This is a genomic window from Mycobacterium sp. IDUB_5 (genome assembly GCF_055419565.1).
In genome coordinates this window covers 54,150-79,212 of record NZ_JBVAXX010000009.1, presented here as the reverse complement: position 1 = coordinate 79,212, position 25,063 = coordinate 54,150, and the positions used below count along the sequence as shown (strand labels likewise).

The following is a 25,063-nucleotide window of genomic DNA, read 5'->3' as shown; positions in this document are numbered from 1 at the left end:
AGGTAACCAAATTGGGTGGTCTACAACCCTGGCACTGGATCATCGTCATCGCCGTGTTCGTGCTGCTCTTCGGTGCCAAGAAGCTGCCGGACGCAGCCCGCTCCCTGGGTAAGTCGATGCGCATTTTCAAGTCCGAGATCAAGGAGATGCAGGCCGACGGCAAGTCGGACCAGCCCACCCAGATCTCCTCGGAGCGTGTGTCGGACGCCGAGCGGCCCGTGGGGCACACCGAGCCGTCGTCGGACAAGCGCCCCGCCTGAATCGCCACCTCGACGCGACGCGGGAGCTGACCGCGTCGTGATCGGAGTGCCTGTCGACAGGTAACCCACGTCGTCGTGCAGATCCCCGGACTCTTCAAGAAGCTCGATCCCCGTCGACGCCGGTCGCGGGTCAACCCCGACGGCACGATGTCGTTGGTCGAGCACCTCACCGAGCTGCGTACCCGTCTGCTCATCTCTGCCCTCGCGGTGATGCTCACCACGATCATCGGTTTCGTCTGGTACAGCCACGGTGCCTTCGGGCTGCCCAGCCTGGGCGACTGGCTGCGAGGCCCCTACTGTTCTCTGCCTGCGTCCGCGCGCGCCACGATCGCCCCCGACGGCGAGTGCCGCCTGCTGGCCACGGCACCGTTCGACCAGTTCATGCTGCGGCTCAAGGTCGGCCTGACCGCCGGCCTGGTGATGGCCTGCCCGGTGTGGCTCTACCAGCTGTGGGCGTTCATCACCCCGGGCCTCTACAGCCGGGAGCGCCGGTTCGCGGTCGCGTTCGTCACGGTGGGGGCGACGCTGTTCATCACCGGCGCGGTGCTGGCCTACGTGGTGCTGTCCAAGGCACTGGGATTCCTGCTGACGGTCGGCAGCGACGTCCAGGTGACGGCCCTGTCCGGCGACCAGTACTTCGGCTTCCTGATCAACCTGCTGCTGGTGTTCGGCATCAGCTTCGAGTTCCCGCTGCTCATCGTCATGCTCAACCTGGTCGGCGTGCTGACCTACGAGCGGCTGCAGGCGTGGCGGCGCGGGCTCATCATGGGCCTGTTCGTTTTCGCGGCGTTCGCCACGCCCGGCTCGGACCCGTTCTCGATGTTGGCGTTGGCGCTGGCGCTCACCGTGCTGCTGGAGGTGGCGATCCAGATCGCCCGCGTCAACGACCGCCGCAAGGCGCGCCGCGCACTCGACACCGTCGGCGACGACGAGGCCGCCCCGATCGGCGCAGCCGAACCGGTCGGCGCAGTTGAACAGGTCGAGGCGCCGTCACCGGTGCCGTCACCGTCGCGGCTGTCGATCGACGACGATGCCACCTAGAGATGATGCGACCTGAGGCGCCCCCAGAGGTGACCCCTGACTCGGTCTCGGCGTTCACCGAGCTGCTCCCGTTCGCGCTGGACGGATTCCAGCGCAGGGCATGCGACGCGCTGGCGCAGGGCCACGGGGTTCTGGTGTGCGCACCCACGGGTGCGGGCAAGACGGTCGTCGGCGAGTTCGCTGTGCACCTTGCGCTCGCGGCGGGCCGAAAGTGCTTCTACACCACGCCGATCAAGGCCCTGAGCAACCAGAAGCACAACGATCTGGTGCGCCGGTATGGCCCGGAACGCATCGGCCTGCTCACCGGCGACCAGAACATCAACGGCGACGCCGACGTGGTCGTGATGACCACCGAAGTGCTTCGCAACATGCTCTACGCTGATTCTCCTGCCCTGCAAGGACTTTCGCATGTCGTGATGGACGAGGTGCACTTCCTGGCCGACCGGATGCGCGGCGCGGTGTGGGAGGAGGTGATCCTGCACCTGCCCGACGACGTGCGGCTGGTCAGCCTCTCGGCGACGGTGAGCAACGCCGAGGAGTTCGGTGGCTGGATCCAGACCGTGCGGGGCGACACCACGGTCGTGGTCGACGAGCACCGGCCGGTGCCGCTGTGGCAGCACGTCATGGTCGGCAAGCGCCTGATGGACCTGTTCGACTACCGGGCCTCGGGGCCTGCGCGCGGCGGCATGGTTGCTCACGGTGACCTGCTGGTCGACCCGGAGTTGTTGCGCCACATCGCCCACCGCCGCGAAGCCGACCGGCTCGCCGACTGGCAACCCCAGGGACGGGGAGGCCGTGGCGGCCGTCGGGAAGGTCAGGGCGGCCGCCGCCCCACGGTCTACCGGACGCCCGGCCGCGCCGACGTCATCACCGTGCTCGAGCAGCGCGACCTGCTCCCCGCGATCACGTTCATCTTCTCCAGGGCCGGCTGCGATGCCGCGGTCAAGCAGTGCCTGCGCTCGTCGTTGCGGCTCACCACCGACTCCGAACGATCGCGGATCGCCGAGATCGTCGACCGCCGCACCGCTGACCTCAACGACTCGGACCTGATCGTCCTCGACTTCCACGAGTGGCGCGAGGGCCTGCTGCGCGGTCTGGCCGCCCACCACGCGGGCATGCTGCCGGTGTTCCGGCACACCGTCGAGGAGCTGTTCACCGCGGGCCTGGTCAAGGCGGTGTTCGCGACGGAGACCTTGGCGCTCGGCATCAACATGCCGGCCCGCACGGTGGTGCTCGAGCGGTTGGTGAAATTCAACGGTGAGCAGCATCTGCCGCTGACGCCGGGGGAGTACACGCAGCTGACGGGCCGGGCGGGCCGGCGCGGTATCGACGTCGAGGGTCACGCGGTGGTGTTGTGGAACCCCGATGTCGACCCGGCGGAGGTGGCCGGGCTGGCGTCGACACGGACCTTCCCGCTGCGCAGCTCGTTCGCCCCGACCTACAACATGACGATCAACCTGGTGCACCAGATGGGCCCTGAGCAGGCGCACCAGCTGCTCGAGCGGTCGTTCGCGCAGTACCAGGCCGACCGGTCGGTGGTCGGGTTGGTGCGCGGCGTCGAGCGGGCGGAGAAGATGCTCGACCAGCTCGCCGCCGAGTTCGGCGGTCGGGGAGCGCCGATTCTCGACTACGCCCGGCTGCGGGCCCAGATCGGCGAGCGGGAGCGCACGCAGTCGCGGGCATCGCGGCTGCAGCGCCGGCAGGCCGCCAACGACGCGCTGACAGCGTTGCGCCGCGGCGACATCATCACGATCACCCATGGCAGGCGAGGCGGGTTGGCTGTCGTGCTCGAGCCTGCCCGCGACGACGACGATCCGCGCCCACTGGTCCTCACCGAGACCAGGTGGGCGGGCCGGATCTCCTCGGCCGACTATTCAGGGGCGATCGGACCGATGGGTCGCATGACGCTGCCCAAACGCGTCGAGCACCGAAATCCCCGCGCCCGCCGCGATCTGGCCTCGGCGCTGTTGTCGGCCGCGGAGGGGCTCGACGTCCCGTCGGCACGCAGGCGCCGCAGCGGTCCGGCCGCCGAGCCCGACGTCGATCCCGAGTTGGTCGCGCTGCGGGACCGGATGCGTGCCCACCGGGCCCATCAGCTGCCCGACCGGGAAGAGAAGGCGCGCCAGGCCGAGCGCTACCTGAAGATGGAGCGCGACAACGAGGCGCTGCGTCGCAAGATCGCGGCCGCGACGAACTCGCTGGCGCACACCTTCGACCGGATCGTCGTCCTCCTCACCGAGCGGGGTTACGTCGCGGGTGACGGCGACATGCGCTCGGTCACCGCGGACGGTCGCCTGCTGGCCCGCATCTACAGCGAGTCGGATCTCCTCGTCGCCGAGTGCCTGCGCACCGGGGTGTGGGACGACCTCGACGCTGCGGAACTCGCGGCAGCCCTGTCGTCGGTGCTCTACGAATCGCGCCGGGACGGGCACGGGCCGACGGACGGATCCGGCGTGCCGACGGGCCGGCTGCGGCGCGCGCTGAACCGAACCCGCCGGCTGTGGACCGAGCTGCGATCGGACGAGCAGCGGCACCGGCTCCCGCCGAGCCGCGAACCCGACGACGGTTTCGTCGCCGCGATGTACCGCTGGGCCAGCACGGGGGATCTCGCCTCGGCGCTGGCCGCCAGCGACCCCGGCACCGGTGTGACGATGCCGGCAGGTGATTTCGTGCGATGGTGCCGTCAGGTGCTCGATCTCGCCGATCAGGTGCGCACCACCGCGCCCTCGCAGGCGTTGCGGACGACCGCGAAACGCGCCATCAACGACGTTCGGCGCGGCGTCGTCGCCGTTGATGCCGGGTAGTGTGTGGCCAGCTACACCGCCACAGCCGCGCACGACCGAGGAGAGAAATGAGCGGACCGCAGGGATCTGATCCGAACCAGCATTGGCCGGGTCAACAGCCTGAGTCTGGCGCGGAGCAGCAGCCGTCGAGCGAGTCGGCAGCCAACCAGGGTTGGCAGCCGCCGTCCGGGTCGCAGCAGCCGCAGGCGCCGGACCAGCAGTCCTGGCAGCCGCCGGCGTACACGCCGCAGCAGTACCCGCAGTACCAGCAGCCGACGGCGCCGCCTGCCTATCCGCCGCAGCAGTACGCGCCGACGGAGCAGTACGGCACCAGTCCCACCGGTTATCCGCCGCCGGGGCAGTACGGCCAGCCCGGTGCCTACGGTCAGCAGCCCCAGTACGGGCAGCCCGGCGCCTACGGCCAGCCGGGTCAGTACGGCCAACCAGGCCAGCCGGGACAACCCGGTCAGTACGGGCAGTACCCGAACTACCAGGCCCCGGGCGGCGAAGAGGGCTCCAAGAAGTCGATGGCGGTCATCGGCACCATTGTCGGCCTGCTCGCCGCGATCATCGTCGCCGTCGTCCTGGTCCTCGGGTTCTGGAAGCCGGGCTTCTTTGTCACCACCAAGCTCGACGTCAACGCCGCGCAGACCGGTGTGCAGCAGATCCTGACCGATCAGACCAACGGATACGGCGCCAAGAACGTCAACAACGTCAAGTGCAACAACGGCGTCAGCCCCACCGTGAAGAAGGGTGACACCTTCAACTGCGAGGTCAGCATCGACGGCACCAAGCGCCAGGTGACGGTGACGTTCCAGGACGACAAGGGCACCTACGAGGTGGGCCGGCCCAAGTAGGTCATCCGGCCCGTCAGTTCATCAGGGCAGGCCGTCGAGCGCCTTCTGCAGGCGCCCGACCGACGACGACACGCCGTAGCGTTCGGCGAGTTCGGCGACTTTGCGCGGGTGCTCGGCGGCCAACGGCAGCGTGTCGTCGGCCGTCGAGAACCGCACCGGCGCATCGGTCGCGACGCGCACCACGGGTTCGGCCGCCGCGAGGTAATCGGCCGCCGAGCGCAGCTTCGCCCGCTGGGCTTTGGGGAGCGTGGATTTCGGGTCGTCGATCGCGGTGCGCAGCTCGGCCAGCGACCCGTACTTCGTGATCAGCGTGGAGGCGGTCTTCTCGCCGATGCCCGCGACTCCCGGCAGGCCGTCGGACGGGTCGCCGCGCAGCAGTGCGAGCTCGGCGTAGGCCGGCCCGGCGCGATCGATCGGCACCCCGTAGGTCTCGGCCACCTCGTCGGGCCCGTACTTCGTGGCCTTGGCCAGGCCGCGGCCCAGGTAGAGCACTCGCACCGGGGTCGGCTCGTCGCGGACGACCTGCAGCAGGTCGCGGTCGCCGCTGACGACGACGACGGGGTCGCGGGTCTCCTGGCTCGCGAGCGTGCCCAGCACGTCGTCGGCCTCGTGTTCGGGCGCGCCCGCGGTGGCGATACCGAACGCGTCGAGGATCTCCATGATCATGTCGACCTGCGGGGTCAGCTCGTCGGGCACTTCCTCGACGTCGGGCTCGTCGCCCGGGTTCTCCTGAACGACTCGATGGGCCTTGTACGACGGCACCAGGTCGACGCGCCATTGCGGGCGCCAGTCGTCGTCGCGGCACACGACCAGACGGCGGGGCTGTTCGCGGGTGATGACGGTGGCGACGGCGTCGAGGAACCCTCGCAGCGCGTTGACCGGGCGGCCGTCGGGTGCGGTGATCGACGACGGCACACCGAAATACGAGCGGAACCACATGCTCGCACCGTCGAGGAGTACCAGGGGAGCAGTCACCCCGCCATCCTGCCAGGCCCGTTTCCCCGGCTCGCGCAAAGGAACCGGGGCACTAGCCTGGTGGGTATGAGTGCAGCGTCCCGATTCAGCACCGACGTGTACGCCCACCGCTTGAGCGCCGCGGCCCACGCCGCCGCGGACGCCGGGCTGGCCGGTCTGGTCATCACCCCCGGCTACGACCTGCGCTACCTCGTGGGCTCGCGCGCACAGACCTTCGAGCGGCTGACCGCGCTGGTGCTGTCAGCAGACGGCGCCGCAACGATCGTGGTGCCGCGCATGGAGCTGGCATCGCTGAAGGAATCGGCCGTTCCCGACCTCGACGTGACGGTGCGTGACTGGGTCGACGGCGACGACCCCTACGCGCTGGTCGCCGACGCGCTCGGCGGTGGCCCGGTCAGCGTCGCGGTGACCGACGCCATGCCGGCGCTGCACCTTCTGCCCCTGGCCGGCGTGCTCGGCGCGGTGCCCGTGCTCGCCACCGACGTGCTGCGCACACTGCGCATGGTCAAAGACCCCGCCGAGGTCGACGCGCTCAGCAAGGCCGGCGCCGCGATCGACCGGGTGCACGCCCGCGTGCCCGACTTCCTCGCCCCCGGCCGCACCGAGGCCGACGTCGCCGCCGATATCGCCGAAGCCATTGTCGCCGAAGGACATTCCGAGGCCGCGTTCATCATCGTCGGGTCCGGCCCGCATGGAGCCGATCCGCACCACGAGTGCTCGGACCGCGAACTGCAGGCCGGCGACGTCGTGGTCGTCGACATCGGCGGGCCGTACGAGCCGGGCTACAACTCCGATTCCACCCGCACGTACAGCATCGGCGAGCCCGACCCCGAGGTGGTCCGCCGCTACGCGGTGCTGCAGCGTGCCCAGCAGGCGGCGGTGGCGGCCGTCCGCCCCGGTGTCACCGCCGAACAGGTCGACGCCGCAGCCCGCGACGTACTGGCCGCCGAGGGGTTGGCCGAGTACTTCGTGCACCGCACCGGGCACGGCATCGGCCTGTCGGTGCACGAGGAGCCCTACATCGTCGCCGGCAACGACCTGCCGCTGCAGGAGGGGATGGCCTTCTCCGTCGAGCCTGGCATCTACTTCCCCGGGCAGTGGGGCGCGCGCATCGAGGACATCGTGATCGTCACCGCCGACGGCGCGGTGTCGGTGAACAACCGGCCGCACGACCTCGTCGTGGTGCCGGTGAGCAGCTAGCTGTCGCCGCGGTCGAGCAGGCCCGAGGAGCCGAGCACCCGCTCGACCCGGACCTCGATGACGACCCGCTTGGGGTTCGGGCGCGGCGTGCGATAGCGCTGCGCGTAGCGCCGTTCGGCGTCGCGCACCTTGTCGGCCTCGGTGTAGACCGTGGATGTGCCCTCCAGCGAGAGCCAGCGCGCGCCGTCGACCTGGCTGAGCACCGCGACGCCGCGCTGATCGGCGTTGACGGCCTTCTGCGAGCCGCCGGTGGTGATGACGCGGGCGATGTGCGTGGTCGGGTCGAACGTGAATCCGACGGCGACCACGTGCGGAGACTGATCAGCCCGCAGCGTCGTGAGCATCGCCAGATGCCGCTCGGTCAGGAATGCGATCGCATCTGTGGTCAGCCGCGTGGTTGCCTTGCCCATCGTGGTCCACGCTAGCGCAGGACATAATCGCAGCCATGAAAGACACGGCTGAGCGGGCCGACACCGATCTGGTCGTGGTGTTCGGCGGCCGCAGCGAGATCGGCGTCGAGGTGGCACGGCGGTTGGCCCGCGGCGCGACGATCGTGCTGGCGGCCCGCCGCCCCGACGATCTCGAGGCCGAGAGCGCGACGCTGCTCGGCGACGGTGCCCGCGCGGTGCACACGCTCGCCTTCGACGCCGACGACCTCGGTTCCCACCGCGACGTCGTCGCGGGCATCGTGGAGCGCCACGGCGCGATCGGTACCGCCGTGCTCGCGTTCGGCATCCTCGGCGACCAGGCCCGGGCCGAACGTGATGCCGCGCATGCGGCCGCGATCGTGCACACCGACTACGTCGCCCAGGTCAGCCTCCTGACGGTGCTCGCCGAGACGATGCGGGCCGCTGGCCAGGGAAAGTTGGTCGCGTTCTCGTCGGTCGCCGGAGTTCGGGCGCGGCGCGCGAACTACGTCTACGGCTCGGCCAAGGCCGGGCTCGACGCCTTCTGCAGCGGGTTGACCGACGCGCTTCACGGCACCGGCGTGCGCCTGCTGCTGGTACGGCCCGGCTTCGTGATCGGCCGGATGACCGAGGGGATGACGCCCGCACCGCTGTCGAGCACTCCGGCGCAGGTCGCCGACGCCACCGTGGCCGCGATGCGGCGCGGACGCAGCGTGGTGTGGGTGCCCAGCACGCTCGTCGCGCTCGCGGCGGCGTTCCGCGTCACCCCGCGCCCGGTGTGGCGGAGGTTGCCGAGATGATCGTCGTCGTCGGGATCGGCGCCGACGGGATGGCCGGACTCGCGCCACCGTCACGCGACGAATTGACAAGAGCCACCGTCATTTACGGTTCGGAGCGTCAGCTGGCACTGCTCGACGACAGCGTGCGCGCTGTGCGGCGGCCGTGGCCGAGTCCGCTGCTGCCCGCGATTCACACCCTGCTCGACGGCGCGGACGGCGACGTCCACGTGATCGCCAGCGGCGACCCGCTACTGCACGGCATCGGCAGCACACTGATCCGCGCTCACGGCGCGGACCGGGTCGCGGTCCTGCCGCACGTGTCGTCGGTGACGCTGGCGTGCTCCCGCGTCGGGTGGGCGGTGCAGGACACCGAGGTGATCAGCCTGGTGTGGCGGCCGGTGCACACCGCGGTGCGCCGCGGGGGGCACGCCGTGATCCTCTCCCAGAGCGGCTCGACCCCGGCCGAACTGGCGCGTCTGCTCACCGACGTCGGGCGTGGGGATTCCGAGCTCACTGTGCTCGAACAATTGGGCGGCCCGAGGGAATTGCGTCGATCATCGACCGCGCGGGAATGGGCGCAGCGGCCCCCCGCAGACGTTGACAATCTCAACGTGATGGCGGTGCGCTACCTGCCCGATGATCGCCGCGTCGGCGCGCTGCCCGACGATGCGTTCGCCCACGACGGTCAGATCACCAAGCAGGCGATCCGTGCGGCCACTGTGGCCGCGCTGGCGCCCCGCCCAGGAGAACTGCTCTGGGACGTCGGCGCGGGGTCGGGCAGCGTCGCGATCGAGTGGTGCCTGACCGGCCCGGCATGCCGGGCCGTCGCGTTCGAGCGGGATCAGGCCCGCCGGGCCCGGATCGAGGCCAACGCTCGCGCGTTCGGTGTGCCGGTCGAGGTGACGTTCGACGCGCCCGAGTCCTTCTCGTTCACGCCGTCGCCACACGCGATCTTCGTCGGCGGTGGCATCAGTGCGCCCGGGCTGATCGAAGCATGCTGGGAGGCGCTGCGCCCTGGCGGCCGCCTGGTGGCCAACGCCGTCACAGTTGAATCGGAAGCTGTTCTCGCGCAACGGTATTCAGAACACGGCGGGCAGTTGCGCCGGTACCAGCACTACGCCGGGGAGGCAGTGGGCTCGTTCACCGGCTGGCGCCCCGCCATGCCCGTCACGCAGTGGTCGGCGACGAAGCCTGATACGACCTGATCAGCTCGATGGTGCCGAGTTCGCGCACCGCCCGGCAGCCCCGGCTCAGCATGGCCAGGATCATCTCGTCCCCACGGTCGGTGGAGGTGGAGAACGCGAAGCCCAGCGCCGTCAGGAACGGTGCCTGCAGGGCGCCGAGACGGTAGTCCTGCCAACAGGTGTCGACGTCGTAGTCGGTGACGCCGTACCGGCACACCGCGGCGTGGTAGCGGCGCACCAGATCGTGTTCGACCGCGGCCCGGACCTCCGGTAGCAGGCTGGTCGCGGTGAAGTACGCGAGATCGCGGGCGGGCAGGCCGAGCCCGACGGTCTGCCAGTCCACCACGGTGACCTGCGTGCGGTCAGGGTCGAACAGCAGGTTGTCGAGCCGGTAATCGCCGTGCAGCAGCGAGAAGCGCTCCGGCTCGGCCGACAACCACGGCGTCACCAGGTTCATCGACGTCGTCAGCGTCTCGCGGTCGGCGTCGCTGATCCGCTCGCCGAGGCGGTCGAGGGTGATGGTGGCCGCCATGGCCGACACGTCCCCCATGCCGGCGGCCGCCGCGTCGTCGCCGGGTTTGGGCATGATGATCGAGGTCAGCTCGTACCAGCGCCGCTGACACCAGCTCGGCGCATGCAAGCCGGCCAATGCGTCGACGGCCAGTGCCGCCTCTTCCGGTGTGCACCCGGCGAGCTGGTCGCCCTGTTCGGCGGGCGCCATGTCGGCGAGAACCAGCACGAAATCCGTTCCGTCCGAGGAGATGTCGCTGTGCAGGCACGGCGGTACCGGCACGTCGACATCGGCACTGACCGCGGCGTAGAACTCGACCTCCGACTTGTATCCGAGCGCCACCCGCTCACGCACCGCGTCGTCCTGTGCGGGCAGCTTTACCGCGAATGTCGCTGGCAGGTCCGTCGGGGCGCCGTAGGTCGCGGTCACCCGGTAGGTGGCGCCGGTCTGGCCGGTGCCGATCGGTGTCACCGTGGCGTCGGTGACGGGGGTGTCCAGCACCGAGCTCAACCATGTCGCCGTGATGTCGGCCGGCATGCGGGGGATGGTCACGGGCGCGCCTTCCGTCACTGCGAGGGATAGTGCCGCGGGGTGAACACCCGATCGGTGCTCGATCCTGCCGAATACCACTGGGTCTGTGAGGATCCGACGATCAGTAGGCACCGCATGTCCACGTCGGCGGGGTCGAGGTCGGCCAGCCGCACCACCCGCACCGATTCGGTCGGCCCGGCGACATCGCGGCCGATCACGACGGGGGTGCCGGCATCGCGATGCTCGAGCAGCAGGTCCCGCATCGCACCGACCTGCCAGGTGCGCGTCTTCGACGCCGGGTTGTAGATGGCCAGCACCATGTCGGCACGTGCGGCCGCCTCCAGACGCGCAGCGATGACGTCCCACGGCTTGAGGCGGTCCGACAGCGAGATGACGGCGTAGTCGTGGCCGAGAGGGGCGCCGACGCGACTCGCCACCGCCTGGGCGGCCGTCATCGCAGGGATCACCCGCACCTCGACACCGGGCCACTGTTTGGCTTCTTCGAGTACCGCGGTCGCCATCGCGAAGACTCCGGGGTCCCCGGAGGAGACCACGGCCACGGCGTGGCCCTGCTCGGCCAGTGAGCAGGCCAGGCGGGCGCGGGCGGGTTCGTCGGTGTTGTCGCTGGGATGCCTGCGCTGGCCCTCGCGCACCCCGACGCGGTCCAGATAGGGGCCATAGCCGATGAGGTCGGTGGCCGCGGCCAGCTCGCGGCGGCTCTCCGGGGTCATCCAGGCCGTGGCACCGGGACCGAGTCCGACGACGGTGACCGATCCGGTGCTCGACTCGGTGGTCGATCCGGTGGTCGATCCTGGGGCGTCCGGGGCCTGCATCGGCCCGGGCAGCATGGTCAGCGCGAAGTAGGGCACCGACCCGTCCTCGACGTCGGCGGCCGGCAGCACCCGCTGACGCGACGTGCTGGCCCGTTCCACGTAGTAGGTGTCCTGTAGCCGGCCCGCGGCCGCAAGTGCTTGCCGCACAGCAGGATACGAGCGACCGAGTTTCATGATGATGGCCGCGTCGGTGTCGGCGAGGCGGCGTTCGAGCTCCGCGGGCGCCATGGTGCCGGGAAGGATGGTCAGCACCTGGTCGCCCTGGACCAGCGGTGTCGACACGGCCGCCGACGCGGCGCTGACCGACGTCACCCCCGGCACGATCACCGCGTCGAAGCGCTGCGTGAGCCGGGTGTGCATGTGCATGTACGAGCTGTAGAACAGCGGATCGCCCTCGGCCAGCAGCGCCACGTCGCGCCCGGCGTCGAGGTGCGCGGCGATGCGTGCGGCCGCCTCGCGGTAGAAGTCGTCCATCGCCCCCGCGTAGCCGCCGGGGTGATCGGAGGTCTCGGTGGTGACGGGGTAGACCAGGTGTTCCTCGATCTGGCCTTCGCGCAGGTAGGGCTCGGCGATGCCGCGCGCGATGCTGCGGCCGTGGCGAGCGCTGTGGTAGGCGACGACGTCGGCGGCGCCGATCACCCGAGCCGCCTTGACCGTCACCAGCTCGGGGTCGCCCGGCCCGAGGCCGACTCCCCACAACGTGCCGCGGCCGGTCATTGCTCGCTCATTCGATGGTCGTCGCAATCGCGTTGACGGCGGCGGCGGCCATCGCGCTGCCCCCACGGCGGCCGGTGACCACCAGATAGGACATGCCCCGCGGATCGTCGATGAGCTCCTGCTTCGACTGCGCGGACCCGACGAAGCCCACCGGGCCGCCGAGCACGGCGGCCGGCGGCGCGACGCCCCCGTCGACGAGCTCGAGGAGCCGGAACAGCGCCGTGGGGGCGTTGCCAATGGCCATCACGGCGCCGGGCAGCCGTTCGGCCCACAGGTCGATCGCCGCGGCCGAACGAGTGGTGGCGTGCTGGGCGGCGAACGCCGGTGCCCGCTCGTCGGCGACCAACGAGACCACCTCGTTGTCGGCGGGCAGCCGGGAGCGGGTGATGCCTGCGGCGACCATCGACGAGTCGCACAGGATCGGGGCGCCGGCGGCGAGCGCCTCGTAGGCACGGACGACGACGTCGGGGGTGTAGGCGACGTGGTCGGGCACGTCGGTCTGCCCGCAGGTGTGGATCAACCGGACCACGACTCGCGCGACGTCGGCGGGGAAGGACGACAGGTCCGACTCGGCACGGATCGTCGCGAACGACTGCCGGTAGATCTCCCCGGCATCGCGGATGTAGTCGAGCACTCGATCACCCTACGGGTGGGGCCGCCGCGGCTGGTAGCCGTCTCCGGTGGCGATCAGCACGTCCGCGTCAGCGGGGCTGCCGCAGGCCCGGTCGCAGCCGACGAAGTGGCGGTGCCGCGGCGACTCCCCCTCGTGCAGTGCCGCTGTCGCGTCGGCGCGGACGTCGGCGAGCGCGTGGGTGCACCCCGGGCGGCCCGTGCACGCCGACACAGCCAGCCACGGCGAGGCGTCGTCGAACACGAATCCCAGGGGAGCGAGCACCCGCAGCGCCGCGTCGGCCACGCCGTCGTCGAGATCGGCAATGACCACCGATCGCCACGGGGTGATCACCAGAGGTGCCTGTACCGCGGCGAGGTAGCGGGCCAACTCCGCCTCGAGCACACCCAGCGGCACCGCGGCGCCGAGCGCGATCCGGTCGTCGTCCTGGGTGAGCCAGCCGACCGGGGGGCGGGTGCACACCGGCCACGTCCGCCCGACCTCCTCCGTCGGCGCCAGGCCGCCGAGACCATCGAGGACACTGCCGGGGGTCGCCAATTCCTTTATCCGCCAGGCCTTTCCGCGCACCTCGACGAACCGGCGGGCGATGGCCAGCAGCGTGTCGACCGCGTCTTCGGCAGCGACCCGAACCCCGGTGTCGGTGCCGGACAGCACGACTGTCATGGTGTCCGCGTCGACGGCACACACGGCGGCATCGGCACCCATGCCGGCGATGTCGCCGCGGCCGTCGTCGAGACCGAACAGGAAGCGCCCCGGCAGATCGGCCAACGTCGGGTCCCGCTGCAACGCCTCATCGAGCGCGTGCACCATCGCACGCACGTCGAGCAGCCCGCCCTGGCGGCCCGACAGCGGGGACGCGACGATGTTGCGGATCTTCTCGCGGTCGGGCGACGGCAGCAGGCCCGCCTCGGCGAGGCGGGCGGCGAGTTCCTCCGCATCGCGGATGCCGCGGATCTGCAGGTTGCCCCGCGAGGTCAGCTCCAGGGCCGGTGCGGCGAGATCGAGCGCCGCGGTGGCGATCGCCTCCATCTGCTCAGCGGTCAGCATTCCCGCCGGAAGCCGGACGCGGGCAAGGTCGCCGTCGGCAGCGCGGTGGGTCTGCAGCGCGCCGGGACAGGCGTCGGTGTCCCGGGTTCTGGCCATCCGACCACGGTACGTGGCGGAGTGAGGTGGTGCGCTCAGCTGGCCAGACGGACCGGGACGACGATGTCGGAGTAGCCCGATGCGTCGCCGGCGATCACACGGCTGCGCTGCCCGTGCACGTCGACCGGGACGTCGCCGGCCAGCGTCACCCGGCTCAGCCGCCGGAACTGGTTGTCGTAGTCGGCGACGGCGTAGTGCTGAGTGGCACGGTTGTCCCAGACGGCCAGATCGCCGAGTTCCCAGTTCCAGCGCACCGTGTGTTCCAGCTTCGTGATGCGGGTCTGGAACAGGTCGAACAGCGCCGCGGATTCCGTGCGTCCGAGGCCCACGAACCCCTTGACGAAGTTGCCCAGCAGCAGGACCCGCCGACCCGTCTCGGGGTGGATCCGCACGACCGGGTGCTCGGTCTCGTAGTAGTCGGAGACGAACTCCTCCCGGTATTGACGTTCGGTGTCCTCCAGCGCCTCTCGTCGGCCGTCGATGTCGCGGGCGTAGTCGTAGGTGTTGGTGTGCACCGCCCAGAGGTTCTCGGCCAAGGCGCGCAGCGGCTCGGGCAGCTGGTCGTAGGCGGCCTCGGTCGACGCCCACGTGGTGGTTCCGCCGTAGGGCGGCAGGGTGACGGCGCGCAGCAGTGACGCCTTGGGGATGCGGTCGACGAACGTGACGTCGGTGTGCCAGCTGTTGGCTTTGTCGTAGCGCGAATCGATCGGAAGCACAGCCCGGCCGCGCGACGTCACTGTCGGGTGCGCGATGGTCGGCGTACCGAGGGACCGGGCGAACGCCAGCTGGCCGTCGTCGTCGAGATCGTGCTGGTTCCGGAAGAAGATCACCTTGTGCTCGAGCAGGGCGTCGTTGATCTGCGCTGCGGTGGCCGCGTCCACGCCTGCGGCCAGATCGACGCCCTCGATGCGCGCTCCGATCACCGCACCCAGCTTGACCACACGAACCATCGAGCCACCTCCTCGCAGTCTTCTCGCCGCGAGTGTCCTCGCGACGGTGCGGACCGCCCAGGGTTTGGTTCACCGAGAACTGAACTCGGGCCGTTTCGCCCGATAAAGGATCGGGTAAGGCAGCACGACGGGCGCATGGTGCGTCAGCAAAGGCGCGCGGAATCGGGGGAGCTGGGGAGTGACGCGGTGACCTCGAATTCCACGGTGTGGGGGTATGTCTCCACGCACTACGAGCAGCTGATGTTCGACTCGTATCAGCACGTCAGCGCCGTCGTGCAAAGCGTCCTGATCGCGACCGTCATCGGCGTGGCGCTCGGGGTGCTGACCTATCGCAACTCGCTGGCGGCAAATCTCGCCACGACGACGTCGAGCGTGATCCTGACCGTGCCGGCGTTCGCCCTGCTGGGTCTGTTGATTCCGCTCTTCGGGCTCGGGGTGATCCCGAGCGTCGCAGCCCTGGTGCTGTACTCGCTGCTGCCCATCGTCCGCAACACGATCGTCGGCCTGAACTCCGTGGACCCGGCGCTGACCGATGCGGCGCGAGGTATCGGCATGAGCCGGCTGGGCACGCTGACGCGCGTGGAACTGCGGCTCGTCTGGCCCGCCATCCTGTCGGCCATGCGGTTGAGCACGCAGATGTCGATGGGCGTGCTCGCGATCGCGGCCTACGTCAAGGGCCCCGGCCTGGGCAACCTGATCTTCGCCGGGCTGTCGCGCGTCGGCAGCCCCACCGCCCTGCCGATGGCCCTGACCGCCACGCTGCTGATCGTGATCCTCGCACTCGCGCTCGACGCCCTGCTCGTCCTCCTCGGGCGACTCACCACATCGAAAGGTGTTCGATGACAACCGATGTCACCGGGGTTCGCATCGAACTCGACCACGTCTCCAAGGTCTACCCGGGCGCGAAAACACCTGCGGTCGACGATGTCTCGCTCGACATCCCCGCCGGGGAAATCGTCGTGTTCGTCGGTCCGTCGGGGTGTGGGAAGACCACTACGATGCGCATGATCAACCGGCTCAGCGAGCCGACGTCGGGCCGCATCCTCATCGGTGACGACGACGCGCTGTCGATCAAACCGACGGAGCTGCGCCGCTCGATCGGCTACGCGATCCAGCAGGCGGGCCTGTTCCCGCACATGACGATTCGGCAGAACGTCGCACTGGTGCCGGGCCTGCTCAAATGGGACCGTCAGCGCATCACCGACCGGGTCGACGAACTGCTCGACCTCGTGGGCCTCGAACCCGCTCAGTACGCCGACCGGTACCCGCGCCAGCTCTCCGGTGGGCAGCAGCAGCGAGTGGGCGTCGCGCGCGCACTCGCAGCGGACCCACCGGTGCTGCTGATGGACGAGCCGTTCGGTGCCGTGGACCCGATCACGCGCAGCACGCTGCAGGATGAATTGCTGCGGCTACAGGACGAACTGCACAAGACCATCGTCTTCGTCACCCACGACTTCGGGGAGGCGGTCAAACTCGGCGACCGGATCGCCGTGCTCGGCCAGCAATCCGCGGTACTGCAGTACGACACCCCGCAGAACATCCTCGCCAGCCCGGCCGACGACACCGTGGCCGGCTTCGTCGGCTCCGGCGCGTCGCTGCGTCAGCTCGGGCTGCTGCGCGTGAAAGACGTTGCGCTGGAATCGCGTCCGTCCGTGCGCCACGACGACACCGTCGATCAGGTGCGCGCGACCATCGCTGCAAGCGACTACGACTGGGCGGTGGTGCTCGACGGTCGCGAGCGGCCGGTCAGCTGGGTGCGCGTCAATCGGTTGCGGCATGCCGCCACGCTCGCCGACGCGGTGGAGCATCTCGATGTGGTCAGCACTCAGGCGACGCTGGAAGACGCTCTCGAAGCGATACTGGCCGAGCAGCACGCGTCAGCCGTCGTGACCGGCCCCGGTGGCCGGTACGAGGGCGTGGTCACCCTCGACACGCTCATCGACACGATCACGCGGCTGCGCCGCAATGCCGAAGACGCCACCGATGCGGACGGCGGCAGCCCCTCGTGACCACGACCGAGACCGCCCAGAGCGCTCCAGGCGGTGCGCCGGCACGCACCAACGCCGAGCGGGTGCGGTTGTACATCCAACCCGTGCTGGTGCTGATCGTCGCGGCGGCCGTGGTGTTCTGGGCGTTCGATCGCGAGCTGACCGCCACCCAGCGGGAGAACATCAACCCCGCCAGCGTCGCGACGCTGATCTGGCAGCACCTGCTGATCACCGCGGCGGTCACCGCCATCGTCGTGCTGATCGGTGTTCCGCTCGGCGTCCTGGTCACCCGGCCGGGCGCAAAACCGTTGCGGCCCCTGGTCATCGGTATCGCCAACATCGGGCAGGCGGCGCCCGCGATCGGCCTGCTGGTGCTGCTGTTCCTGCTCACCTCGCGCACCGGCTTCTGGATCGGTGTGCTGCCGATCGCGCTCTACTCGCTGCTTCCGGTGCTGTCGAGCACTATCCTCGGAATCGACCGGGTCGACCGTGCGCTGATCGATGCGGGTCTCGGGCAGGGCATGTCGCGCGCCGCCCTGCTGACGCGCGTCGAACTACCGCTCGCGGTGCCGTTCATCCTCGCCGGATTGCGGACCTCGCTGGTGTTGGCAGTCGGCACGGCCACGCTGTCGTTCCTCGTCAACGCCGGCGGTCTGGGCATCCTCATCGACACCGGATACAAGCTGCAGGACAACGTCACGCTGATCCTGGGCAGCGTGCTCGCGGTGTGTCTGGCGCTGCTGGTGGATTGGCTGGGCGGGCTGGCCGAGTTCTACGTGGGCCCCAAGGGTCTGCGATGAACGCCCGCCGGCAGCTGGCCGCGCTCGCCGCCGTCGTCATGCTGGTGACGACCGCGTGCGGGTTGGGCTCGGGCAGCGCGGTACCGCTGCAGGTCGGGCCGGGCTCGATCAAGCCCACACCCGGCCTGGAGGGTGTGCAGATCACGGTCGGCTCCAAGGAGTACACCGAGCAGGTCATCCTCGGCTACATCCTCGAGTACACGCTGGCGGCGGCAGGGGCGCAGGTGCGGGACCTGACCGGCATCGTGGGCAGCCGCAGTACCCGGGGCGCGCAGCTGTCCGGTCAGGTCGACGTCGCCTACGAGTTCACCGGCAACGCGTGGATCAACTACCTGGGCCACGAGAAGCCGCTGCCCGACACGCGCAAGCAGTACGAGGCGGTGCGCGACGAGGACCTCGCACGAAACGACATGGTGTGGCTGGAGCCGGGGCCGATGGACGACACCTACGCGCTGGCTGCCAGCACCCGCACCGTGGAGCGCACCGGCGTGCGGACGCTGTCCGACTACGCCGCTCTGGTCACGCGCGACCCTGCCGCGGCGCGTACGTGCGTCGACACCGAGTTTCGTGCCCGTCAGGACGGATTCCCCGGCATGGCAACGGCTTACGGCTTCGACCCGGCCCGCGCGAACACGCCGATCCTGCAGGTTGGGATCATCTATCAGGCCACCGCCGACGGCACGCAGTGCGATTTCGGTGAGGTCTTCACCACCGACGGCCGCATCGCCGCCTTGAACCTCACGGTGCTGACCGACGACAAGCAGTTCTTCGCGCACTACAACCCGTCGGTGACGATGAAGCGCAGCTTCTTCGAGGCCCACCCCGAGATCGCGGACGTGACGGCGCCGGTCACCGCGGCGATCACCAACGAGGTCATCACCGAGCTGAACAAACAGGTGGACGTGGACGGCCGCGACCCCAGCGTGGTCGCGCGCGACTGGATGGTGTCGCAGGGGTTCGTGACCGCGGGCTGACCCGAAAGTGATCGTCGTCACACACCTCGAACGATAGTTCCGTGCCACACCTTTCCCGCTGAGAACCCGGTACCGGCGGTACCGTCACGCCTCATGAAGCCCCTGCGGTCAGCAGGGTCGTGGGAAAGGAACCCCGTCGTGGGAAAGGAGCAATGATGTTCGCACTCATCGCATTCACCGTCGTCGTCGCCGGGCTCGTCGTCGTCGCGGGCACGCCCTATCGGCAGACCTGGTACAGCCGCTGGAGCCGCTGATCGCTCAGCTCAGCGACGGCCGGTAGGTTCCGAAACTCCAGATGTTGCCGTGCGGATCGCGCGCTGCGAAGTCGTGGGAACCGTAGTCCTGATCGCTGATCCCCTGCACGATCTCTGCGCCGGCCGCGGCTGCCCTGTCATGCAGCGCGTCGACCTCGGCCGCGCTGTCGACGACGACGTAGACGACGACAGGACCCGGCAGCGCGAAGACGCTGTCGCGCTCGGCGTCGCCGACCATCACCACTCCGGTACCGATCCGGACCTCGGCGTGCTGCAGCGGCAGATTCGGCTCAGGTGGGACGAGCAGCGCAGGGATCGCGCCGAAGGCGTTCGAGAGCCAGCCGATCGCCTCGCGTGGCTCGGTGAAGTGCACGATGGGGATCGCGCCGGACGCGTGCATGGGTGTGGTCATGCATCGAACGGTAGGCCGGTCAACCACCCGGGTCTTGGACGGAATTGACTTCGGAATTGACCACGGCGCGCAGCGCCGCCGGGGTGAGGCCGGAGAGTTCACGGACGTCGCGGCACAGGTGCGCGTGATCGAAATAGCCGCAGTCGGCGGCGATCGCTGACAGCTCGGCGCCGGCGCGCACCTGCCCGAGGGCCCGCTCGAAGCGCACGATCCGTGCGACCGTCTTCGGCGGTAATCCGATCGCGTCGCGATACCGCGCGATCAACCTGCGATGACTCCAGCCGAGCTCGTCGGCCAGCGGCCCGATGGCGGTGCGCCCGCCGCTGGCGGTGATGCGTCCCAGCGACCAGGCCACCCCGGGGTCGATGTCCGGCGCGTCACCCAGTCGGGCCAGCAGCATCGCGTCGACGAGTGCGAAGCGGTCCTCCCAGCGGTAGGTCTCCCCGATGCGCTGGACAAGGTCGGCGGCACCGCGGCCGAGCACGGCCTCGACCGGCACCGAGCGGTTGGCCAGCTCCGAGAGCGGAAGCCCGAGGATGCGGCGCGCACCCAACGGCGTGAGGTCGATCTGCAGGCAGTGCGCGGAGCCGCCGTGCCCCACCAGCACCGGCGCGTCCGTGAGACCCGCCACGAAAGACTGCAGCCGCAGCGGCGCATCCCGCTGGTGGGCGACGGTCCAGCCCGCGTCGAGATCGATGATGATCGGCACGAACGTACAGGCCACCTCGCGGAACGTGACCGGATCGACGCCGCGCTCGCAGAACCCCTCGTAGCGCAGCACCACTCCGCGCAGCGAGGGGTCCGGGGTGCCGACTGCGACGCCCGAGGTCCCCTCAGTCACAGAGATCACCGTAGTCCGGTACGAATGGGGGGTGACGACCGTTCTGCTGCTGTCCACATCGGACACCGATCTGATCACTGCCCGCGCATGCGGGGCGCGCTACCGGTGGGCCAATCCGTCGCGGCTGGTCGACGGTGAGCTCGAGGAACTCCTGGCCACCGCCGACGTCGTGGTGGTCCGGATCCTCGGTGGCTACCGCGCCTGGGAGGACGGCATCGACGCGGTGGTCGCCAGCGGGGTGCCTGCCGTGGTGGTCAGCGGCGAGCAGGCGCCCGACGCCGACCTGATGAACCGCTCGACAACGCCGGCGGGCGTCGCTCTGCAGGCCCACGTCTATCTCGCGCAGGGCGGCGTCGACAATCTGTCGAACCTGCACGCCTTCCTGTCGGACACACTGCTGATGACGGGTTTCGGGTTCGCCGAGCCGACGAGCACACCGGCCTGGGGTGTTCTGGACCGACCTTCCGGACGATCCGACGGACCCGTCGTCGCCGTGCTGTTCTACCGTGCCCAGCAGTTGGCGGGTAACACCGCCTACATCGAGGCGCTGTGCGACGCGATCGACGCTGCAGGAGGAGTGCCGCTTCCGGTGTTCTGCGCCTCGCTACGCACGCCCGAGCCCGAGCTGATCGAACTGCTCGGCACCGCCGACGCGATGATCACCACGGTGCTCGCGGCCGGTGGCGCGACGCCCGCGGCCGTGTCAGCAGGCGGGGTCGACGACGCATGGAACGTGGCTCACCTTGCCGCCCTTGATGTTCCGATCCTGCAAGGTCTGTGCCTGACGTCGTCGCGCGCCCAGTGGGAGGCCAACGACGACGGGATGTCGCCACTCGACGTCGCCACCCAGGTCGCCGTCCCGGAATTCGACGGCCGGATCATCACGGTCCCGTTCTCGTTCAAGGAGATCGACGACGAGGGCCTCATCACCTACGTCGCCGATCCCGAAAGGTGCGCCCGCGTGGCCGGATTGGCCGTGCGCCACGCCCGGCTGCGGTCGGTACCTGCTGCCGACAAACGGGTCGGCCTGGTCTTCTCCGCCTACCCCACCAAGCACGCCCGCATCGGCAACGCGGTGGGTCTGGACACCCCCGCCAGCGCGATCGCCCTGCTGGGCGCCATGCGTGATGCCGGCTACGACGTCGGCGAAGTCCCCGGCCTCGACGCCGGCGACGGGGACGCGCTGATCCACGCACTCATCGAACGCGGTGGCCAGGATCCGAACTGGCTCACCGAGACTCAGCTCGCCGGCAATCCGATCCGGGTGTCTGCCAAGGATTATCGGGCCTGGTTCGCCACGCTGCCCGGCGAGCTCGCCGACGCGGTGGTCGAGCACTGGGGACCGCCGCCGGGAGAGCTGTTCGTCGATCGCACTCACAATCCCGACGGTGACATCGTCATCGCCGCCATGCAGTGCGGCAACGTCGTGATCCTGGTCCAACCGCCCCGCGGTTTCGGCGAGAACCCCGTCGCCATCTACCACGACCCCGATCTGCCCCCCAGTCACCATTACCTCGCGGCCTACCGGTGGTTGGACGGGGCCTTCGGTAACAGCTTTCACGCCGACGTCGTCGTGCACCTCGGCAAGCATGGCAACCTGGAGTGGCTGCCGGGCAAGACGCTGGGCATGTCGTCGTCCTGCGGCACCGACGCCGCGCTGGGCGACCTGCCGCTGGTCTACCCGTTCCTGGTCAACGATCCGGGGGAGGGCACCCAGGCCAAGCGCCGCGCCCACGCGACGCTGATCGATCACCTGATCCCGCCGATGGCGCGGGCCGAAACCTACGGCGACATCGCCCGCCTGGAGCAGCTGCTCGACGAGCATGCCAACATCTCCGCGCTCGACCCGGGCAAGCTTCCCGCGATCCGCCAGCAGATCTGGACGTTGATGCGCGCCGCCAAGATGGATCACGACCTCGGGCTCGAGGACCGGCCCGACGAGGACTCCTTCGACGACATGCTGCTGCACGTCGACGGGTGGCTGTGCGAGATCAAGGACGTGCAGATCCGCGACGGTCTGCACATTCTCGGTCAGCGGCCCGTGGACTCCGGCGAACTCGACCTCGTGCTGGCGATCCTGCGGGCCCGTCAGCTGTTCGGCGGGGAACAGACGGTTCCCGGTCTGCGCCAGGCCCTCGGACTGGCCGAGGACGGCCACGACGACCGGACCGCCGTCGACGAGGCCGAGGCCCGAGCCCGCGAACTCGTTGCGGCGCTGCAGGACAGCGGTTGGAACGCCGACGTCGTCGATGCGCTGACCGACAACGACGACGTTGCGGCGATCCTGCGGTTCGCGGCCACCGAGGTGGTGCCGAGGCTGAGGCAGACCGCGGGGGAGATCGACCAGGTGCTGCGGGCGCTCGACGGCCACTTCATCCCGTCGGGTCCGTCAGGATCACCGTTGCGCGGACTGGTCAACGTACTGCCGACCGGACGCAACTTCTACTCGGTGGACCCGAAGGCCGTGCCGTCGCGGCTGGCCTGGGAAACCGGTGTGGCGATGGCGGATTCGCTGCTCGAGCGGTACCGGGCCGACCACGGGCGCTGGCCGGAATCGGTCGGACTCTCGGTGTGGGGCACCTCCGCCATGCGCACTGCCGGTGACGACATCGCCGAGGTGCTCGCGCTGCTCGGGGTTCGCCCCATCTGGGATGACGCGTCACGGCGCGTGGTCGACCTCGAAGCCATCCCGCTCGAGGAGCTCGGCCGGCCACGGATCGACGTGACCGTGCGGATCTCGGGGTTCTTCCGGGACGCCTTCCCACATGTGGTCGCGATGCTCGACGACGCGGTGCGATTGGTCGCGTCACTGGAGGAGTCCGACGACGACAACCTGGTGCGCGCGCACGCACAGGTCGACCTGGCGGAGCACGGTGACGAGAGACGAGCGACGACAAGGATTTTCGGTTCCAAGCCCGGTACGTACGGTGCCGGCCTGCTACAGCTGATCGACAGCCGCAACTGGCGCGACGACGCCGACCTCGCCGAGGTCTACACCGCGTGGGGCGGCTTCGCGTACGGCCGGGGGCTCGACGGCGCATCCGCCACGGACGACATGAACCGGGCCTACCGGCGAATTGCCGTGGCCGCCAAGAACACCGACACCCGTGAGCACGACATCGCCGACTCCGACGACTACTTCCAATATCACGGCGGCATGGTCGCCACGGTGCGAGCGCTGACCGGCACCGCTCCGGCGGCCTACATCGGGGACAACACACGACCCGACGCCGTGCGCACACGCACGCTCTCGGAGGAGACCACCCGCGTGTTCCGGGCCCGGGTCGTCAACCCGCGCTGGATGACCGCGATGCGCAGGCACGGTTACAAGGGTGCCTTCGAGATGGCCGCGACAGTCGACTACCTGTTCGGCTACGACGCGACCGCGGGTGTGATGGCCGACTGGATGTACGAGCAGCTTTCTGAGAGCTACGTGCTGGACGACGAGAACCGCAAGTTCATGAACGAATCCAATCCGTGGGCGCTGCACGGGATGGCCGAACGCCTGCTCGAGGCGGCCGGGCGCGGCATGTGGTCGGCACCCGAGCAGGCCACCCTCGACGCGCTGCGGCAGGTGCTGCTGGAGACCGAGGGCGATCTCGAGGGCTGATCCCGCTACATTTGGTGCTATGCCCGTGACGTTCGCCCAGGTCGCCAAGTCCGAGTACATCCTGCTCACGACGTTCACCAAGGACGGCAGGCCGAAGCCGACCGCGATCTGGGCGGCGCCGGCGGGGGACAAGCTGATCGCCATCACCCAGGAGAAGTCGTGGAAGGTCAAGCGCATCCGCAACACCTCCCGGGTGACGATCGCCCCGTGTGACCGGGGCGGCAAACCCAAGGGCGAGGCGGTGGAGGCCACCGCGAAGATTCTCGACAAGTCCGCCAACGCTGCCACCTACGACGCGCTCGGCAAGCGCTACGGCCTGCTGGGGAAGGCGTTCAACTTCTTCTCCAAACTGCGGGGCGGCATGGACAAGAACGTCACCATCGAGTTGGCGGCGAGCTGACCCATGGCACCCACCTTCGGCGACGTCTACCGCGAGAAGTACCTGCTGCTGACCACGTTCACCAAGGACGGCAAACCGAAGCCCACCCCGGTCTGGGGGGTCCCCGACGGCGACAAGCTGCTGATCATCACCGACGACGGGTCGTGGAAGACCAAGCGGATCAACAACACTCCGCGCGTGACGATCCAGAAGTGCGGCGTCCTCGGCAAGGTCAAGGGTGAACCCGTCGAAGGTGTCGCCCGGATGCTGCCCAAGTCCGAGACGCGCAGGGTGTTCACCATGATCATCAAGCGTTACTGGAACCACGCCTGGTACTTCATTCCCCAGGCGATCCTGCGCGGCGGTATCGACAAGGTGCACGCCGCCATCGAGGTGACCGCACCTCCCTCCGGCAGCTAGGAACCGGCAGCTAGGAACCGAACGCGCGCCCCGGACGTTGACCGGACATGGCGATGAGGCTCTTCGTGCTCTACATGGTGGTCGAGATGGCCGTGCTGGTTGCGCTGACCGCGACGATCGGTTTCGGCTGGACGATGCTGGCAGTCGCGGGCACGTTCCTGCTCGGCCTCGCGCTGGCCGGCTCCCAGCTGCGCCGCCACCTGCGCCGTCTACAGACCGGGCTCACCGCTGACAACGCCGCCGGGGTGGTCACCGACAGCGCACTCGTGGCTCTCGGTACGGTGCTCGTCGTGATTCCCGGCCTCGCCAGCTCCGTCGTCGGCGCACTCCTGCTGCTTCCCCCCACGCGTGCGCTCGCGCGTCCCGTCGTCACCGCGATGGCGGCCCGCCGGGCTCCGCTGATCGTCGGCGCGGGCACTGCGACGCCATTCGCCTACCGGCCCGCCCGCGGCGCGTACACAGGTGGCGACTACATCGACGGTGAGGTCATCGACATCGTCGATGCGCCTGTGGACGCCACGCCCGAGTCCCAGGCCGAACTCCGCCGTCTGCCGGAGTGAACGCCACCCGCCTCCTGATCGGT

General features: G+C 69.6%; 24 protein-coding genes. 15 read left to right on the top strand and 9 right to left on the bottom strand.

Annotation, left to right across the window (positions count from 1 at the left end; genetic code table 11):
- Positions 1-11: 11 nt before the first annotated feature.
- The 4 genes from tatA to ACZY1G_RS26225 all read left to right on the top strand — a co-directional run bounded on the left by tatA (position 12) and on the right by ACZY1G_RS26225 (position 4,941).
- Positions 12-260: a Sec-independent protein translocase subunit TatA gene (gene tatA, locus ACZY1G_RS26240; protein WP_335330418.1), complete on the top strand. Its 249-nt coding sequence runs from the start codon at positions 12-14 to the stop codon at positions 258-260.
- 75 nt (positions 261-335) lie between these two features.
- On the top strand, positions 336-1,301 hold the full coding sequence (gene tatC, locus ACZY1G_RS26235; RefSeq protein WP_463824013.1) for a twin-arginine translocase subunit TatC: 966 nt from the start codon (positions 336-338) through the stop codon (positions 1,299-1,301).
- A 5-nt stretch (positions 1,302-1,306) separates the two neighbouring features.
- Complete coding sequence (locus ACZY1G_RS26230; RefSeq protein WP_463824090.1) at positions 1,307-4,105, top strand: DEAD/DEAH box helicase; 2,799 nt, start codon at positions 1,307-1,309, stop codon at positions 4,103-4,105.
- 47 nt (positions 4,106-4,152) lie between these two features.
- Positions 4,153-4,941: a DUF4333 domain-containing protein gene (locus tag ACZY1G_RS26225; RefSeq protein WP_463824012.1), complete on the top strand. Its 789-nt coding sequence runs from the start codon at positions 4,153-4,155 to the stop codon at positions 4,939-4,941.
- Between the two features lie 21 nt (positions 4,942-4,962).
- On the opposite strand, the gene ACZY1G_RS26220 is transcribed toward ACZY1G_RS26225, so the two are convergent.
- On the bottom strand, positions 4,963-5,916 hold the full coding sequence (locus ACZY1G_RS26220; protein ID WP_463824011.1) for a 5'-3' exonuclease: 954 nt from the start codon (positions 5,914-5,916) through the stop codon (positions 4,963-4,965).
- A 66-nt stretch (positions 5,917-5,982) separates the two neighbouring features.
- Between ACZY1G_RS26220 and ACZY1G_RS26215 the strand changes: the two genes are divergently transcribed.
- Complete coding sequence (locus tag ACZY1G_RS26215) at positions 5,983-7,116, top strand: M24 family metallopeptidase (protein ID WP_463824010.1); 1,134 nt, start codon at positions 5,983-5,985, stop codon at positions 7,114-7,116.
- Here the strand turns inward: ACZY1G_RS26215 and ACZY1G_RS26210 are convergent.
- On the bottom strand, positions 7,113-7,526 hold the full coding sequence (locus ACZY1G_RS26210) for a F420-dependent biliverdin reductase (RefSeq protein ID WP_463818122.1): 414 nt from the start codon (positions 7,524-7,526) through the stop codon (positions 7,113-7,115). The genes ACZY1G_RS26215 and ACZY1G_RS26210 overlap by 4 nt on opposite strands.
- A 35-nt stretch (positions 7,527-7,561) precedes the next feature.
- Here ACZY1G_RS26210 and ACZY1G_RS26205 point away from each other — a divergent pair, with 35 nt between their 5' ends.
- Positions 7,562-8,323, top strand: a complete 762-nt coding sequence (locus ACZY1G_RS26205) for an SDR family NAD(P)-dependent oxidoreductase (protein ID WP_463824009.1) — start codon at positions 7,562-7,564, stop codon at positions 8,321-8,323.
- The gene (gene cbiE / locus ACZY1G_RS26200) at positions 8,320-9,507 is read left to right on the top strand and encodes a precorrin-6y C5,15-methyltransferase (decarboxylating) subunit CbiE (protein ID WP_463818120.1); all 1,188 of its coding nucleotides are present in this window, start codon (positions 8,320-8,322) and stop codon (positions 9,505-9,507) included. Before ACZY1G_RS26205 ends, cbiE begins: the two co-directional genes overlap by 4 nt.
- Here the strand turns inward: cbiE and ACZY1G_RS26195 are convergent.
- From ACZY1G_RS26195 to ACZY1G_RS26175, 5 genes are read right to left on the bottom strand one after another with little or no spacing between them, the layout of a single operon-like run.
- Positions 9,470-10,549: a phosphotransferase family protein gene (locus tag ACZY1G_RS26195; RefSeq protein WP_463818119.1), complete on the bottom strand. Its 1,080-nt coding sequence runs from the start codon at positions 10,547-10,549 to the stop codon at positions 9,470-9,472. The two genes, cbiE and ACZY1G_RS26195, sit on opposite strands and share 38 nt — an antisense overlap.
- Positions 10,550-10,563: 14 nt before the next feature.
- Positions 10,564-12,078 carry a precorrin-2 C(20)-methyltransferase gene (locus tag ACZY1G_RS26190; protein WP_463824008.1) on the bottom strand — a complete coding sequence of 505 codons (1,515 nt, stop codon included), beginning with the start codon at positions 12,076-12,078 and terminating at the stop codon, positions 10,564-10,566.
- Positions 12,079-12,085: 7 nt separating this feature from the next.
- The gene (locus tag ACZY1G_RS26185) at positions 12,086-12,712 is read right to left on the bottom strand and encodes a precorrin-8X methylmutase (RefSeq protein WP_463824007.1); all 627 of its coding nucleotides are present in this window, start codon (positions 12,710-12,712) and stop codon (positions 12,086-12,088) included.
- A gap of 9 nt (positions 12,713-12,721) precedes the next feature.
- Complete coding sequence (gene cobG / locus ACZY1G_RS26180; RefSeq protein WP_463824006.1) at positions 12,722-13,852, bottom strand: precorrin-3B synthase; 1,131 nt, start codon at positions 13,850-13,852, stop codon at positions 12,722-12,724.
- A 35-nt stretch (positions 13,853-13,887) separates the two neighbouring features.
- Positions 13,888-14,802, bottom strand: coding sequence for a TauD/TfdA dioxygenase family protein (locus ACZY1G_RS26175; protein ID WP_463818115.1), 915 nt, complete (start codon positions 14,800-14,802; stop codon positions 13,888-13,890).
- Between the two features lie 240 nt (positions 14,803-15,042).
- On the opposite strand from ACZY1G_RS26175, the gene ACZY1G_RS26170 reads away from it, so the two are divergent.
- The 4 genes from ACZY1G_RS26170 to ACZY1G_RS26155 are packed head-to-tail and all read left to right on the top strand — an operon-like array spanning position 15,043 to position 18,564.
- Positions 15,043-15,645: an ABC transporter permease gene (locus tag ACZY1G_RS26170; protein ID WP_463818282.1), complete on the top strand. Its 603-nt coding sequence runs from the start codon at positions 15,043-15,045 to the stop codon at positions 15,643-15,645.
- Entirely contained in the window at positions 15,642-16,811 is a 1,170-nt protein-coding gene (locus tag ACZY1G_RS26165; RefSeq protein ID WP_463824005.1) for an ABC transporter ATP-binding protein, read from the top strand. The genes ACZY1G_RS26170 and ACZY1G_RS26165 overlap by 4 nt, the downstream gene beginning before the upstream one ends.
- Positions 16,808-17,590: an ABC transporter permease gene (locus ACZY1G_RS26160; RefSeq protein ID WP_463818113.1), complete on the top strand. Its 783-nt coding sequence runs from the start codon at positions 16,808-16,810 to the stop codon at positions 17,588-17,590. Before ACZY1G_RS26165 ends, ACZY1G_RS26160 begins: the two co-directional genes overlap by 4 nt.
- Positions 17,587-18,564: a glycine betaine ABC transporter substrate-binding protein gene (locus ACZY1G_RS26155; protein ID WP_463818112.1), complete on the top strand. Its 978-nt coding sequence runs from the start codon at positions 17,587-17,589 to the stop codon at positions 18,562-18,564. Before ACZY1G_RS26160 ends, ACZY1G_RS26155 begins: the two co-directional genes overlap by 4 nt.
- A 258-nt stretch (positions 18,565-18,822) precedes the next feature.
- Here ACZY1G_RS26155 and ACZY1G_RS26150 read toward each other — a convergent pair whose 3' ends face one another.
- Together ACZY1G_RS26150 and ACZY1G_RS26145 are read right to left on the bottom strand one after the other, a co-directional pair.
- Positions 18,823-19,230, bottom strand: a complete 408-nt coding sequence (locus ACZY1G_RS26150; protein WP_463818111.1) for a VOC family protein — start codon at positions 19,228-19,230, stop codon at positions 18,823-18,825.
- Between the two features lie 19 nt (positions 19,231-19,249).
- Complete coding sequence (locus tag ACZY1G_RS26145; protein ID WP_463818110.1) at positions 19,250-20,071, bottom strand: AraC family transcriptional regulator; 822 nt, start codon at positions 20,069-20,071, stop codon at positions 19,250-19,252.
- Between the two features lie 31 nt (positions 20,072-20,102).
- Between ACZY1G_RS26145 and cobN the strand changes: the two genes are divergently transcribed.
- From cobN to ACZY1G_RS26125, 4 genes are read left to right on the top strand one after another with little or no spacing between them, the layout of a single operon-like run.
- On the top strand, positions 20,103-23,681 hold the full coding sequence (gene cobN, locus ACZY1G_RS26140; protein WP_463818109.1) for a cobaltochelatase subunit CobN: 3,579 nt from the start codon (positions 20,103-20,105) through the stop codon (positions 23,679-23,681).
- Positions 23,682-23,700: 19 nt separating this feature from the next.
- Positions 23,701-24,081, top strand: a complete 381-nt coding sequence (locus ACZY1G_RS26135) for a PPOX class F420-dependent oxidoreductase (RefSeq protein ID WP_463818108.1) — start codon at positions 23,701-23,703, stop codon at positions 24,079-24,081.
- Between the two features lie 3 nt (positions 24,082-24,084).
- Positions 24,085-24,480: a PPOX class F420-dependent oxidoreductase gene (locus ACZY1G_RS26130; RefSeq protein ID WP_463818107.1), complete on the top strand. Its 396-nt coding sequence runs from the start codon at positions 24,085-24,087 to the stop codon at positions 24,478-24,480.
- 47 nt (positions 24,481-24,527) lie between these two features.
- Positions 24,528-25,040: an FxsA family protein gene (locus tag ACZY1G_RS26125; protein WP_463818106.1), complete on the top strand. Its 513-nt coding sequence runs from the start codon at positions 24,528-24,530 to the stop codon at positions 25,038-25,040.
- Positions 25,041-25,063 lie beyond the last annotated feature (23 nt).